Source organism: Streptomyces sp. MP131-18, assembly GCF_001984575.1.
Classification (GTDB): Bacteria; Actinomycetota; Actinomycetes; order Streptomycetales; family Streptomycetaceae; genus Streptomyces; species Streptomyces johnsoniae.
On record NZ_LZNS01000001.1, the window covers coordinates 7036474 to 7048752 of the forward strand.

Here is a 12279-nt window from a genome sequence, read left to right on the forward strand (position 1 = left end):
GCCTCCTCTTCGGCAGTGGACAAGTCGGTGGTGCCGCACTCACTTTTCCTCGAACGCCATGCGCACACGGTCCTTGAGATAAGGGCTCGGGGTGGGGCGCGCGTCCAGTTTCACGCCGAACCACTTTTCGTACGCCGCGAGTATCTCCGCGTCGTCGGCAAGTACTTCGGTACGCGATTCCTTGCCGGTGGTGATCGTGAGCTTGTCGTCCTTGAGGATCACCCAGCCGTTTTCGAGCGGCAGGGAGCAGAACATGTTCTGGAGCAGCATGGAATCCGGGCTCGTCCGGTACCACCAGACCACCTGCTCGAAATCGGCCATCGACAGCGGGCCCTCGTAGAACTGGTACTGCGGCTTTCCGTCGCACAGCACGTCGGTGGCCTTGTCGCTCACCCTGCGCGTCGAGAAGCGGCCGTGCGGGTCGGGCTGCGGCTCGGCCGCGTCGAGCAGCACGGGGAACCGGCTGCCCTTTCCGAATCCCACGTCCACGATCCACGTCGCCCCGTCGATGACGACGGTCATCATGAAATGGTTGTAGGGCGCGTTGAGTTCGCCGCCGATCCACACCCGTGCGTGATGGGCGGTCACGTCGTAGCCGAGGGACTGGAGCAGATAGAGAAAGGCTGTGTTGATCTCGCCGCAGCCGCCGCCGCGGCGCTGGCGCACGATCTTGTCGACGACCCGTTCGTCCTTGTAGTAGATCTCCTTGCCGAGGTGGTAGTCGATGCTCTCGAAGGGCACCGACATCACGTGCCGTTCGTGCAGATGCCGCAGCGCGTCCAGGTCGGGCCGCTTCGGCGGCTCGGCCCCGATGCGCTCCAGGTAGGCGGCGATGGTCGCGTCGTCCAGGATGAGGACCTCGTCGGAAGTCATCTGTTCTCAGTCCTCCTCGAATGAGAACCGGAGCGTGTTGGTCATGTGCGGGCTCGGCGTGGGCCGCTCGTCGAGCTTGATTCCGAACCACTTTTCGTACGCCGCGAGCACCGCCGCGTCGTCCGGCAGCTTCTCGGTCCGCTTCTCCCGCCCCGTGGTGAGCGTCAGCAGGTCGTCGCGCAGGCTGACCCAGCCGCCGGGCAGGGGCAGGGAGCAGAAGAGGTTCGTCAGGAACGGCGAGCGCGGGTTGGTGCGGTACCACCACAGCGTCTGCCGGAAGTCGACCAGCTCCACCGGGTCGTCGTAGAAGCAGTACTGCGGCTTCCCGTTGCGGAAGATGTCGATCGCGCCGTCGTCCATCGGCCGCAGGGTGAACTCGCCCTGCGGGTCGGCCTGCTTACGTCCCGCTTCGAGCAGGAGCGGATGCCTGCTGCCCTTGCCGAAACCGATGTCCACCAGCCACCGCTCGCCGTCGATGGCCACCGTGGCCAGCAGGTGGTGGTACGGGGGGGTGGACCGGTCCCCGATCCGCAGCCGGCCCTGGTGCAGCGTGATGTCGAAGCCGAGCGCTTCGAGCAGCAGGAAGAACGCCGTGTTGATCTCGTAGCAGCCGCCGCCGCGGCGCTGGTGGACGACCTTGTCGACGGCCCGCTCGTCCATGTGTATCTCGGCGCCGAGGTGGTAGTCGATGCTGTCGAAGGGCACCGACATCACGTGCCGCTCATGCAGGTGGCGCAGGGCGTCCGCGTCCGGCTTCCCCGGCGGTTCGGCGGAAATGCGTTCCAGGTACTGGGCCACTGTCTTGTCGTCGAGCATGGCGACTCACCTCTCTTGTCCGTTGAATCGCGGGAAGAGGGCCCGGGCGTTGCCGTGGTCGATCCCGCGCAGGTCCTCGGTGCTGAAACCGCCGTGTTCCACGACGAAGCGCCCGGTGCCGACCGTGTACGACTCGGGCATCAGGGGGAAATCGGACCCGACCAGGATCTGGCTCGCGGGGGCGAAGGAACGCAGGGCCGCGAGGGCGTGCGCGTCGCCGGTCATCGCCACGTCGAAGTACAGCCCTTGGAGGGAGCCGATCGGGTCCGCCGGCAGGCGGTCGGCGAGCGGCGGGCTGATCAGCCCGCCCGAGGCGAGCCGCCCCGCGTAGTACGCGACGCCGCCCCCGCCGTGCGGCAGGATCACCGGCAGCCCGGGGAACCGCTCAAGCGTCCGGTTGTACAGCAGCTGGGCCGCCACCCGCACGCTCTCGAACGGGAACTCGTAGAGCGAGGCCGGCAGACCGAACATCGGCTGGTCGGTGGCGGGCGGCACCGTCGGGTGCACGAACAGCGGCGAACGCCTGCGGGCCGCCTCCGCGAACAGCGGGTCCATGGCCGGGTCCCCGACGTACAGGCCACCGTAGTTGGAGATCAGGCCCGCGCCGTCGAGCCCCAGCGTGTCCACGGCGTACACGAACTCCTGCACCACGGCGTCCATGTGCGGGAACGGCAGCGTGGCGAACGCCCCGAAACGGCCCGGGTTCGCCGCGGCCAGGCCCGCCAGGTACTCGTTCACCCGGCGCGCGAACGCCGCCGCCGGCTTCGGCGCCATCGGCGGAACGCCCGGCCAGATGCTCACCACGGCCGCCCGGATACCGTGCCGGTCCATCATGGTGAGACTGCTGTCCACACTCCACGACGGCTTGTCGACACCAGGAAGTATCGTCGGGATTCCGATGTCCTCCAGCGCGTCGCGGTAGAAATCCGGGAGGATGTGGTGGTGCACGTCGATGGCGTCCATCCACGGCCTGCCGGTGAACTCCTGGTCCGCAGCCAGCATTGATTCAGCCTCGATCCGAATCGTTGAAACGTCTTCTGGTGCCGGTGCGGGCACCGGTGGCCGTGCCCGGCGCCCGGTGCCCGCGGCGCGGGCTACGCGCGATCCGTGCCGGACGGATTGCTGATCACGCACCGCCAGACACCGTCGGCGCCGCGCCGCACGATGTCCGTCGCGGTGCCCTCGATCCGCACGTGCTTTCCGTCCGGGTCCTCGCCCTCGTGGACGTAGTCGATGATCAGGAGCGCGATGTCGCCCACGGCGTACGCGTGCCGGACCGAAAGGGAAATCGGCAGCCGGTGCGCGAGGGTCTCCTCGCTGGCCGCCCACAGTTCCTTGCCCGCCTGGTAATTCCCGGGCGAGATCACGCGCATGGCTTCCGGCTCGAAAATCTCCTTCATGGCCTGGAGATTCCCCGAGTTGAAGGCGTCCACGAACGCCGCGGCCATTTCCTCGGGCTCCGCCGGCAGGCTGATCTTCTCATCAGTGGGATTCGACATGCCAACAGCACAGGGCACCCGCAAGAGCCTCATCAACCGGATGCGGGCCAGTTTGTCAGGTCGCCGGCCCGGCCGCGATGAGCAGCTTTTCCCGTACCTGACGAACTATGCGCCGAATGGCTGGGCCGCCGACCGGCGCACCGATGATGATGCTGGTCACGAAGCCCAGTCGTGACGATTCCCCAGCGACGTTCACCTGCGAGGAGTGCCCCGTGACCAAGGTTGCCATCATCTTCCATTCCCGGAGCGGAAACACCTACCAGCTCGCCGCCGCCGCGGCGGATGCCGCCGCGAAGGCGGGTGCCGAGACCCGGCTGCTGAAGGTCGGTGAACTTCCCGACCCGATGGTGCTGGACAAGGAGGCGTATTCCGCACTGGAAACCGACACCGCCGACCTCAAGGTGGCGACACTTGAGGACCTCGTATGGGCCGACGCCATCATGATCGGCACGCCCGTGCACTTCGGTCTCCCCGCGCCGCAGATCATCAACTTCATCGATCACTCGGGCCCTGTCGCCATTCCGGGAAAGCTCGTGAACAAGGCGGTCACCGTATTCGCCTCCGGGTCCGCCCCGCACTCGGGGGCGCAGACCACGATCCTGGCCGTGCACAACTCGCTGTGCCACTGGGGCTCGCTCATCGTCCCCAACGGGTCGAGCGTCGAGATCCTCGGCTCCGAGAACAACGGGTCCCCGTACGGCACGTGCAGCATCTCGCGGCATGAGGCGAACAACGTGCACGAGGACAACCTGAGGGCCATCGAGTACCAGGCGCTGCGCCTGGTGGAGGTGGCCAGGGCGTACCAGATCGGGCTCCAGCAGACCGAGTCCGCCATCAAGTACGTCACCCTGGACGACCTCACCAGGAAGTTCCCCCGGCTGTCCATGAACTGACGACGGCGGCCACGGCACGGCCCCCGCGCCCCCGGGCGCCGGGGCCGAGCCGCAGACGTCGCGACGGGTGCCCCGCCCCGGGGGCCGTGCCGCCTCGCAGCGCGCACGGCCGCCCGGGGTTTTTCCTGCCCCGCCCGGTACCGCGCCGCGCCCGCCGCGGCATGGCACCGTGCGGTGGGGTAGCCGTTACGTCAGACGCCGTGCCCCCCACGGACAGCCGATGCTGTCGCACCCCCACAGGAGGAACACGTGAAACTGGTGATCTTCGGCGCCAGCGGCCCGACGGGCCGGCTCGCCACCGAACAGGCCCTCGCCGAGGGGCATTCCGTCACCGCCGTCACCCGGCGCCCGGATGCCTTCCCGGCGGGCGCACACCGCCCCGAGGTCGTCGGCGCGGACGTCATGGACGCGGCCGCCGTGGACCGGGCGGTCGCCGGGCACGACGCCGTCATCTCCACGCTCGGCGTCCCCTATACGAAGGAGAACGTGACGGTCTACTCCCAGGGCGCGGCGCACATCGCGCGGGCGATGGCCGGCCACGGCGTCCGGCGCCTGGTCTGCGTCAGCTCGATCGGCGTCACCCCCGAACACGCGCCGGGCGAGACGCTGATGTTCCGCAAGGTGATCGCGCCGATCCTGCTGAAGCTGGGGCGCACCATCTACGCGGACATGGGCCGCATGGAGGAACTGCTGCGCGGCACCGACCTGGAGTGGACCGTCCTGCGTCCCGCCGGGCTCTTCGACGGCGACGAGGTCACCGACTACGTCGTCGGGGAGCCGCGCATCCCCGGGCGTTTCACCTCGCGCCGTGACCTCGCGGACGCGCTGGTGCGCGCGGCCGTCGACGGGCGCCACGTCCGTTCCGCCGTCGAGGTCATCACCACCCGGGGCGTGCCGAGCTACTTCGGCGTCTTCGTCAAGGAGGCCCTGCACATCGGGAACAAGCGGTGATCCCTGCGGCTCCTGCGGCCCGTGAGGGCCGCAGGACGCCGCCGCTACCGGGCGCGCAGCAGCGCGAGCCCCATCGACATCCCGCCGCCGAACGCGGCCAGCAGGATCAGATCGCCACGGGCCACGGCGCCCGAACGGTTGAGCCGGTCCCAGGTGACCGGTACCGAGGCGGCGCCGGTGTTCCCGTAATCGGTGACCGTGGTCGCCGTTTTCTCCAGGGGAATACCGAGCTGCGCGGCCATGTCCGCCAGCATTCTGCCGTTCCCCTGGTGCGGCACGAAGTGCGCTATCTCCTCGGGCCGCACGCCCTGGTCGGCGAGGAACGCCTGAATTCCGGGAACGACTTCGGCCTCGACGAAGTCCCGTACGCCGCGGCCGTTCATGGTGAAGTAGTGCAGCCCTTCCCTGGCCGTTTCCTCCGTGGGGGGAATCCGGCTGCCCCCGGCGGGCACTCCCACGAGGTCACGCGCGCTCGAGAAACTGGCCAGCCGCGTCGCGACGAGCTGCTGCCGGCCGCCGCGGCCCAGGACGACGGCCCCGGCGCCGTCGCCGAACAGCACGGTCGTGCGGCGGTCGTCGGGGGAGAGGATGCGTGAGTAGACGTCGGCGCCGATGACGAGGGCGTGGTCGGTGTCCGCGTCCGCGAGCATGCGCTCGGCGACCGTGAGCGCGAACGCGAAGCCGCTGCACACGGAGTTGATGTCGAAGGCCGTGGTGCCGTCCGGGGCGCCGAGTTCGTCCGCGACGACACAGGCCGTCGGCGGCTGGGGGGAGTCCGGGGTCGAGGTGGCCACGAGGACGAGCCCGAGCTGCGAGGCCCGGACGCCCGCCTGTTCCATGGCCGCTCGTGCGGCGGCCAGGGCCAGGTCGGACGTCGCCTCCTCGGATTTCGCCCAACGGCGTTCGCGAATGGCGGTTTTCCGGTGGATCGCCTCCTCGGTCGTCCCCACCAATTCGCCCACGTCCTTGTTGGTGATGACGCGGCTCGGCACGTAGGAACCCGTTCCGAGCACGCCTGCAACCCGGTGCGCAGCACCGTATGTGATCATTTATTGCTCCGTTATCGTCCAGTCAGTGGCGGAGCACCGCACCCATGAAAAAGCACTTGGGAAACAGGACAGTGCACGTGCACGGAGACGGTCCAGACAATGCGTACGGGTCTGTCAGGTGAGCGGCGGCGGTACGACCGGGCGCCCAGCCGCGCGGATGGCCCGGCCGCGGGGATGGCTATGATGCGGAGCGGATCTGCGCCTCGAGTCCGTCCAGGACGTACGTCAGGCCGAGGCGGAAGTTCTCGTCCCACTCGTCGTCCAGCACGTAACTGTGGTCGAGCAGCGTCGGATACCGGTGGCTGTGGCGGCCCAACTGCTCGTGCGCCGCGTGGCGTTCCGCGTCCGTCCAGCGCAGGTTCGACTGGCTCGCGGTGGAGCCCTGGACGTGGCTGTACAGCAGCCAGCACGCCGCCTGGACGTGCCGGCCCGTGAGCCCGGCCCGGACCAGCGTCGCCTGGAGGTACTCCATCCACATCAGGAAGTTGGGCCCGATCACCGGCCGCTGCCGCAACGGCAGCGCCGCCGACCAGGGGTGCTTCAGGAGCGTGGCCCGGCATCCGGTGAGCAGCGCGACCACGTCGTCCCGCCAGCTCCCGGCGCGCTCCCCAGGCACCGCGGCCTCGGCGAAGATGGCGTCCACCGCGAGGTCGATGACATCGTCCTTGGTGTCGATGTGCCAGTAGAGGGTGGTCGCGCCCACCTGGAGGCGCTCCGCGAGGTGGCGCATCGTCAGCCGCTCGATGCCCTCCTCGTCCAGCAGGGCGACGGCCGCCTCGGTGATGCGCTCCCTGGTCAGGGGCGGCCCGTTCCGCGTGGCGGGCGGCGGTCGCAGCCATACGCTCCGACCACCGCATGTGGGCGCCGCGTCGTCCTCCTGTGGCTTACCCGTGATGATCTCCACCGCCCTTCCCCGGTCATCGTATCCCCGGTGGTAAAAGGGGGTAGTACATTGATCGGGAGGTGGACCAATGTACCGGTGCTCGTTCCGTGTTCGGCGGCTGAAGTATGGGTGATGGTGCCGTTCGCGGGGCATCCGCCGGCCGGCCGCGCTCCTCCACACCTCCCCGCCCGGCGCCGCGCGGCCCGTCCGCCGTCGGCACCCCGGCGGAGCCCGCGCAACGGAGACCTCCCATGAAGCTCGTCGTGTTCGGCGCCAACGGCCCCACCGGACGCATGGCCACGGCCATGGCGATGGCCGCGGGCCACAGCGTGACCGCCATCACCCGCCGGCCCCTCGCCTTCCCCTTCAACGACGTGGTGCTCCAGATCGCCGCGGCCGACGTGCTGGACGCCGACGCGGTGGACTGGGTGATGGCCGGACAGGACGCGGTCATCTCGGCCATCGGCGCGCCCGTGGGCAGCAGGGACGTCTCGCTCTATTCGCGGGGCACCTACAACATCGTCAAGGCGATGGTCCGCCACGGGCTGCGGCGCGTGGTCTGCGTGAGCTCCGCGGGTGTCGCGGGCACCGGCCCGCCGGACGGGGCACCGGTGTCCCTCGGGAACGTCCGGCCGCTGCTGCGGCGGCGGTGGCGGGGTGTCCACCAGGACATGCGGCGCATGGAGAGCATCGTGCGGGCGAGTTCTCTCGACTGGACCATCGTCCGTCCCGCGGTGCTCTTCGACGACGTCACGGTCACGGACTACCGGGTGACCGGGGACGGGGTGCCCGGCCGGTACACCTCACGCGCCGACCTCGCCCACGCGCTGCTCACCCGCGCCGTCGGCAGCCGCGACTGCGGCAGGACCATTCACGTGGTCACCACCGGGCGAACGCCGGGGCCGGCCGTCCTGCGGCCGCTGCGGCGCGCGGCTTCCAAGCCCTTTCCCTACCGCTGATTTGCTGCCGCACACCTGCTGGTGCGACGGCTCCGGGCCGCGGCGCGGCGACTCCGGCCGAAAAAACCTGTTTTCCCCGGCGTGCGCGCGGTGGCGGGCGCCACATCAGCCGGGCGGGGTTTCCCGTTCGAGGTCGAGTAGTCCGGCGAGGGTATAGGTCTCGTCGGCGGGGACTGGCAGATCCTCGCGCAGGGCGGTGCCTTCGAGGCGGCCCGCCAGCGTGTAGGTTTCCTCCGAAAAGGCCGCCTGCCGTGTCGTCTTCGATGGTTCGGGCGTTTGATCCTCCGGTCCTGCCTTGCCGCTCATACCTGCGACGGTGCAAGCGTGGGTCGGAGTGGTCAACGGGGACGGGAACAGTTCGTCACCTTCCCTCCGGGGACCCGGACGCCTTCGGGTCCCGCCTCCCGCGTTCTCCCTCATCAGCGTGGCAGGTGACATAAAAAGATGCCGGTGGTGGTGGCGTGAGGGAAGCGGCAATAAAGTCAGGTCCGGTTTGTTGATTCCCATGCAGCGGACAAGGTGCGACAGGGGCGCACAGGAAGGTGTAAGGGACGTTGGCGGCGGGTAACGGCTGCGCGCTGGCCGAGTAGCCGGTTGATTCCAGACCATGTCACCGCACGGTGACGACTTGCTGCCGGAGGGACACCGGCAGGGTCTTCCTGGGGGAACTGCGGAATCATCACCCCGTCATGCCCGCGTGCGAAACCGTCGAGATCCGTTAGATGTTGCCACGATAGTCCGCAGGCGTTGACTCTTGGCTTGCGGGAGCAATCTACTCGGGGGTACGCCGTGAATGCAGTATGGCTTCCATTGGCACGGATAGAACGCGACAGTGGCTACGCGAGTGGTTTACCTGGAGGCGTGGGGTGCTCCGGGAGTTTGCTCGCCGAAATATCCCGGTCACTATTCGCTTCGCTGCCGCGCGCTGACCAGCGCAAAAAAGGTGTCGAATACGTCCGGGGTCTCCTGGAGACTCCCGGGCGCAAATCAATAAGAAACATGGCCCACCTGCTCGGCGGCCGGGCGACGGACCAGAGCCTGCACCACTTCATCAGCGAGTCGACCTGGGACTGGACACCGGTGCGCCAAGCCCTGGCGCAGTACCTGGTCCCGCGCCTGCCGGTGGCCGCCTGGGTGGTGCAGAACATGGTGATCCGCAAGGCCGGGCAGCACTCGGTCGGCGTGGACCGCAAGTTCGTCCCGGCCGCGGGCCGCGTGCTCAACGCGCAGCAGGCCATCGGGGTATGGGCCGCCTCGGGCAGCCGGAGCAGCCCCGTCAACTGGGGTCTCCACCTGCCCCAGGGCTGGATCGAGGACGCCCCGCGGCGGAGCCGTGCCTCGATCCCGGACAACGCCGAGCTGGAGACGCTAGCCGACCGGGCCGCGAAACTGTGTGTCGAGCTGGTATCCGATTGGGCGATGCCCGTCCGGCCCGTCGTCTTCGACTCCCGCCTGATGGACGTCACCACGATCGTCGACCGGCTCGGCCGCCGGGGCATCCCGTTCGTGACCCGCATCGACGCATCGGTCCCCCTCACCGTCACCGACCCGGCGCTGACCGGCCACCGCGGCTCCACGGTCATGCAGGCGGCGGAGATCATACGAGCCGCCAAGGGCACGTCGCAGCCCGTCCGCCGGCGCGAGCCAGGTCCCGGGGGTGCCCTGCGTCCGGGCCGGCTGGCGCACGTGGCCGTCAAGTACCACGCCGGAAGGACGGGGCTGCGCAGGGCGTGCGGCGCCCGGCAGATGGTGCTGCTCGGCCTCGCCGACATCAACGCCCCGGACTCGCCGCAGCTGTGGCTCACCGACATGCTGAAGGTGCACCCCGCCGTCCTGCTCAAGCTCTGCGCGCTCCTCGACCGCGTCGAGTACGACTTCGACGAGGTCGCCAAGAACGTCGGCATCGAGGACTACGCGGGTCGCTCGTTCGACGGCTGGCACCGCCACGTGACCCTGGCCTCGGCCGCGCACGCCGTGTCCGTCCTGACGTCCGCGCACGGCACGTTCGCGGCGGGCGGCACGGGCTGACGCCGCGCCGCGCGGCACCGCGGTGGGCGGCGGCTCCCGGCACCGGGAGCCGCCGCCCACCGCCGTTCCGCCGTCCGCCGCGCCCGAACGCGGCGGTACCTGACGAAGTGACACACGGCTCGTTGGCCACCGGCGGCCCACGGCTACAGGATCGGGTTGCCGGTCGCCGCCCACTCGGCGCACCCCCGCACGCACCCGCGCCTCCCCGCACGCGGCCCGCGCGACGCACGCGCATACCGGTCAATCCACCACGGGAGAGATCAGTGGACAACCCTGTGCTCGACATCAAGTCCGAAACGGCGCGGCAGCAGCCGCGGTGGGACGACGCCGAACACGTCCGGCGCGTGCGGGAGGAGCTGGGGGCCGCCCCCGCGCTCGTCGGCGCCGACGACGTGTACACCCTGCGTTCGGTGCTCGCCGCCGTCGCCGCGGGGCAGGCGCACGTGATACAGGCCGGCGACTGCGCCGAGGACCCCGCGGAGTCCACCGCGGGCGACGTCGCCCGCAAGGCCGGCCTGCTCGACGTGCTCGCCGGCGTCCTGAAGGGCATCACCCACCGGCCCGTGGTGCGGGCGGGACGCATCGCCGGCCAGTTCGGCAAGCCGCGCTCCCACCCCACGGAACGCGTCGGCGAACTCGAACTCCCCGTCTACCGGGGGCACATCGTCAACGGTCCCGAGCCCGACCCGCAGGGCAGGCGCCCCGACCCGCAGCGCCTGCTCGACTGCTACCAGGCGGCCGGCGAGGTGATGGACCACCTCGGCTGGCGGCGGCGCCCGGACGGGCCGCGCATCGACCCGCCGGTGTGGACCAGCCACGAGGCCCTCGTCCTCGACTACGAGGTACCGCTGCTGCGGCGCGACGCGGCCGGCCGGACCTTCCTCGCCTCCACGCACTGGCCGTGGATCGGGGAGCGGACCCGGCAGGCCGACGGCGCGCACGTCACGCTGCTCGCCGCGGTCGCCAACCCCGTGGCCTGCAAGGTCGGGCCGGGCATGACCACCGGGGACCTGCTCGCGCTGTGCGAACGGCTCGACCCGGGCCGCGAGCCCGGCCGGCTCACCCTGATCGCCAGGATGGGCGCCACCGCCGTCGCCGACCGGCTGCCGCCCCTGGTGGCCGCGGTCCGGGCCGCGGGGCATCCGGTCATCTGGCTCACCGACCCCATGCACGGCAACACCGTCACCGCACCCGACGGGCTCAAGACCCGGTACGTGGAGTGGATCGTGCGCGAGGTACAGGACTTCCAGGCAGCGGTCCGCGCGGGCGAGGGCGTCGCCGGCGGAATCCACCTGGAGACCACGCCCGACCAGGTGACCGAATGCGTCCCCAACCCCTCTGCCGTCGACGAGACCCGCGACAAGTACACGAGCCTCTGCGACCCGCGGCTCCGCCCGGAACAGGCGGTGTCCGTGGTCTCGGCCTGGAACGGCTGAGCCGGGCCAGGACCGGACGAGGACCGGCACGCCGCACACGCACCGCCCGAACGAGGAGGACCGACAGATGGAGCACAGAACCGCACTGGTCACCGGAGCGGCAGGCGGCATCGGCGCCGCCGTGGCCCGCGCCCTGGGCGAACGGGGCGCCACCGTGGCCGCGGTGGACCGCGACGCCGAACGCCTGCTGCAAACCGTGCAGAAGCTGACCGCCGACGGCCTCAACGCCGAGGCGTTCCCGGCCGACGTCACCGGCCGCGCCGAGGTCGAGGCCGTCGTCGACGCCGTCGAACGCCGCCTGGGACCACTGGACTTCCTGGTCAACGCCGCGGGCGTGCTGCGGCTCGCAGAGGCGCGGCACCTGAGCGACCAGGACTGGGAGACCACCCTGGCGGTCAACGCCACCGGCGTCTTCCTGATGTCGCGGGCCGTCGTCAACCGGATGGTCCCGCGCGGCCGCGGCGCGATCGTCACCGTGGCGTCGAACGCCGCGGGCACCGCGCGCACCGACATGGCGGCCTACGCCGCGTCGAAGGCCGCCGCCACCATGTTCACCAAATGCCTCGGCCTCGAAGTCGCCAAGCACGGCATCCGCTGCAACATCGTCGCCCCCGGCTCCACCGACACCCCGATGCTCAGCTCGATGTGGCACGACGAGACCGGCCGGAAGGGCACCATCGAGGGCCGGCCGGAGGCATACCGGGTGGGCATACCGCTGGGCCGGCTCGCCGAGCCGGAACACATCGCCGACGCCGTCGCGTTCCTGCTGTCCGACCAGGCCGCCCACATCACCATGCACGGCCTCACCGTCGACGGCGGCGCCACCCTCGGCGTGTAGGCGCGACGCGATCCGAAACGGCGGAGACCCACGCGGAGAAAAGGCGGAGAAGAA

General features: G+C 70.2%; 14 protein-coding genes. 7 read left to right on the plus strand and 7 right to left on the minus strand.

All coding sequences use genetic code 11. From position 1 onward, the window contains the following. Nucleotides 1-39: 39 nt before the first annotated feature. The 4 genes from STBA_RS31270 to STBA_RS31285 all read right to left on the minus strand — a co-directional run bounded on the left by STBA_RS31270 (nt 40) and on the right by STBA_RS31285 (nt 3188). Complete coding sequence (locus STBA_RS31270; protein WP_077062387.1) at nt 40-873, minus strand: arylamine N-acetyltransferase; 834 nt, start codon at nt 871-873, stop codon at nt 40-42. Between the two features lie 6 nt (nt 874-879). Beyond that, a complete protein-coding gene (locus STBA_RS31275) occupies nt 880-1689 on the minus strand; it encodes an arylamine N-acetyltransferase (RefSeq protein WP_077062388.1) in 810 nt (269 codons plus the stop codon). Nucleotides 1690-1695: 6 nt separating this feature from the next. After that, nucleotides 1696-2691: an amidohydrolase family protein gene (locus STBA_RS31280; protein WP_079252256.1), complete on the minus strand. Its 996-nt coding sequence runs from the start codon at nt 2689-2691 to the stop codon at nt 1696-1698. 92 nt (nt 2692-2783) lie between these two features. Continuing rightward, entirely contained in the window at nt 2784-3188 is a 405-nt protein-coding gene (locus tag STBA_RS31285; protein ID WP_077062389.1) for a DUF4440 domain-containing protein, read from the minus strand. On the opposite strand from STBA_RS31285, the gene STBA_RS38135 reads away from it, so the two are divergent. The 3 genes from STBA_RS38135 (at nt 3187) to STBA_RS31295 (ending at nt 5032) form a co-directional block, all read left to right on the plus strand. Continuing rightward, nucleotides 3187-3363, plus strand: coding sequence for a hypothetical protein (locus tag STBA_RS38135; protein ID WP_171987829.1), 177 nt, complete (start codon nt 3187-3189; stop codon nt 3361-3363). The genes STBA_RS31285 and STBA_RS38135 overlap by 2 nt on opposite strands. A 37-nt stretch (nt 3364-3400) precedes the next feature. Further along, nucleotides 3401-4081: an NAD(P)H-dependent oxidoreductase gene (locus STBA_RS31290; RefSeq protein WP_077062390.1), complete on the plus strand. Its 681-nt coding sequence runs from the start codon at nt 3401-3403 to the stop codon at nt 4079-4081. Between the two features lie 249 nt (nt 4082-4330). Next, complete coding sequence (locus STBA_RS31295) at nt 4331-5032, plus strand: NAD(P)-dependent oxidoreductase (protein ID WP_077062391.1); 702 nt, start codon at nt 4331-4333, stop codon at nt 5030-5032. 44 nt (nt 5033-5076) lie between these two features. Here STBA_RS31295 and STBA_RS31300 read toward each other — a convergent pair whose 3' ends face one another. Further along, nucleotides 5077-6081, minus strand: coding sequence for a ketoacyl-ACP synthase III (locus STBA_RS31300; RefSeq protein WP_077062392.1), 1005 nt, complete (start codon nt 6079-6081; stop codon nt 5077-5079). Between the two features lie 178 nt (nt 6082-6259). Continuing rightward, nucleotides 6260-6985, minus strand: a complete 726-nt coding sequence (locus tag STBA_RS31305) for a TetR/AcrR family transcriptional regulator (RefSeq protein WP_253195139.1) — start codon at nt 6983-6985, stop codon at nt 6260-6262. 230 nt (nt 6986-7215) lie between these two features. Here STBA_RS31305 and STBA_RS31310 point away from each other — a divergent pair, with 230 nt between their 5' ends. Beyond that, nucleotides 7216-7923, plus strand: coding sequence for an NAD(P)H-binding protein (locus STBA_RS31310; protein WP_077062393.1), 708 nt, complete (start codon nt 7216-7218; stop codon nt 7921-7923). A gap of 105 nt (nt 7924-8028) precedes the next feature. Here STBA_RS31310 and STBA_RS31315 read toward each other — a convergent pair whose 3' ends face one another. Beyond that, nucleotides 8029-8229, minus strand: a complete 201-nt coding sequence (locus STBA_RS31315) for a hypothetical protein (protein WP_077062394.1) — start codon at nt 8227-8229, stop codon at nt 8029-8031. 555 nt (nt 8230-8784) lie between these two features. Between STBA_RS31315 and STBA_RS31320 the strand changes: the two genes are divergently transcribed. From STBA_RS31320 to STBA_RS31330, 3 genes are all read left to right on the plus strand, one after another. Continuing rightward, the gene (locus STBA_RS31320) at nt 8785-9951 is read left to right on the plus strand and encodes a transposase (protein WP_079252258.1); all 1167 of its coding nucleotides are present in this window, start codon (nt 8785-8787) and stop codon (nt 9949-9951) included. Nucleotides 9952-10214: 263 nt separating this feature from the next. After that, a complete protein-coding gene (locus tag STBA_RS31325; RefSeq protein ID WP_077062395.1) occupies nt 10215-11387 on the plus strand; it encodes a 3-deoxy-7-phosphoheptulonate synthase in 1173 nt (390 codons plus the stop codon). 67 nt (nt 11388-11454) lie between these two features. Continuing rightward, the gene (locus STBA_RS31330) at nt 11455-12225 is read left to right on the plus strand and encodes a 2,3-dihydro-2,3-dihydroxybenzoate dehydrogenase (RefSeq protein WP_077062396.1); all 771 of its coding nucleotides are present in this window, start codon (nt 11455-11457) and stop codon (nt 12223-12225) included. Nucleotides 12226-12279: the final 54 nt, after the last annotated feature.

Coding starts and splice junctions, on each gene's coding strand:
- STBA_RS31315 (WP_077062394.1), bottom strand. CDS start 8,229: ATGAGCGGCAAGGCAGGACCGGAGGATCAAACGCCCGAACCATCGAAG.
- STBA_RS31275 (WP_077062388.1), bottom strand. CDS start 1,689: ATGCTCGACGACAAGACAGTGGCCCAGTACCTGGAACGCATTTCCGCC.
- STBA_RS31270 (WP_077062387.1), bottom strand. CDS start 873: ATGACTTCCGACGAGGTCCTCATCCTGGACGACGCGACCATCGCCGCC.
- STBA_RS31310 (WP_077062393.1), top strand. CDS start 7,216: ATGAAGCTCGTCGTGTTCGGCGCCAACGGCCCCACCGGACGCATGGCC.
- STBA_RS31285 (WP_077062389.1), bottom strand. CDS start 3,188: ATGTCGAATCCCACTGATGAGAAGATCAGCCTGCCGGCGGAGCCCGAG.
- STBA_RS31330 (WP_077062396.1), top strand. CDS start 11,455: ATGGAGCACAGAACCGCACTGGTCACCGGAGCGGCAGGCGGCATCGGC.
- STBA_RS31300 (WP_077062392.1), bottom strand. CDS start 6,081: ATGATCACATACGGTGCTGCGCACCGGGTTGCAGGCGTGCTCGGAACG.
- STBA_RS31280 (WP_079252256.1), bottom strand. CDS start 2,691: ATGCTGGCTGCGGACCAGGAGTTCACCGGCAGGCCGTGGATGGACGCC.
- STBA_RS38135 (WP_171987829.1), top strand. CDS start 3,187: ATGCCAACAGCACAGGGCACCCGCAAGAGCCTCATCAACCGGATGCGG.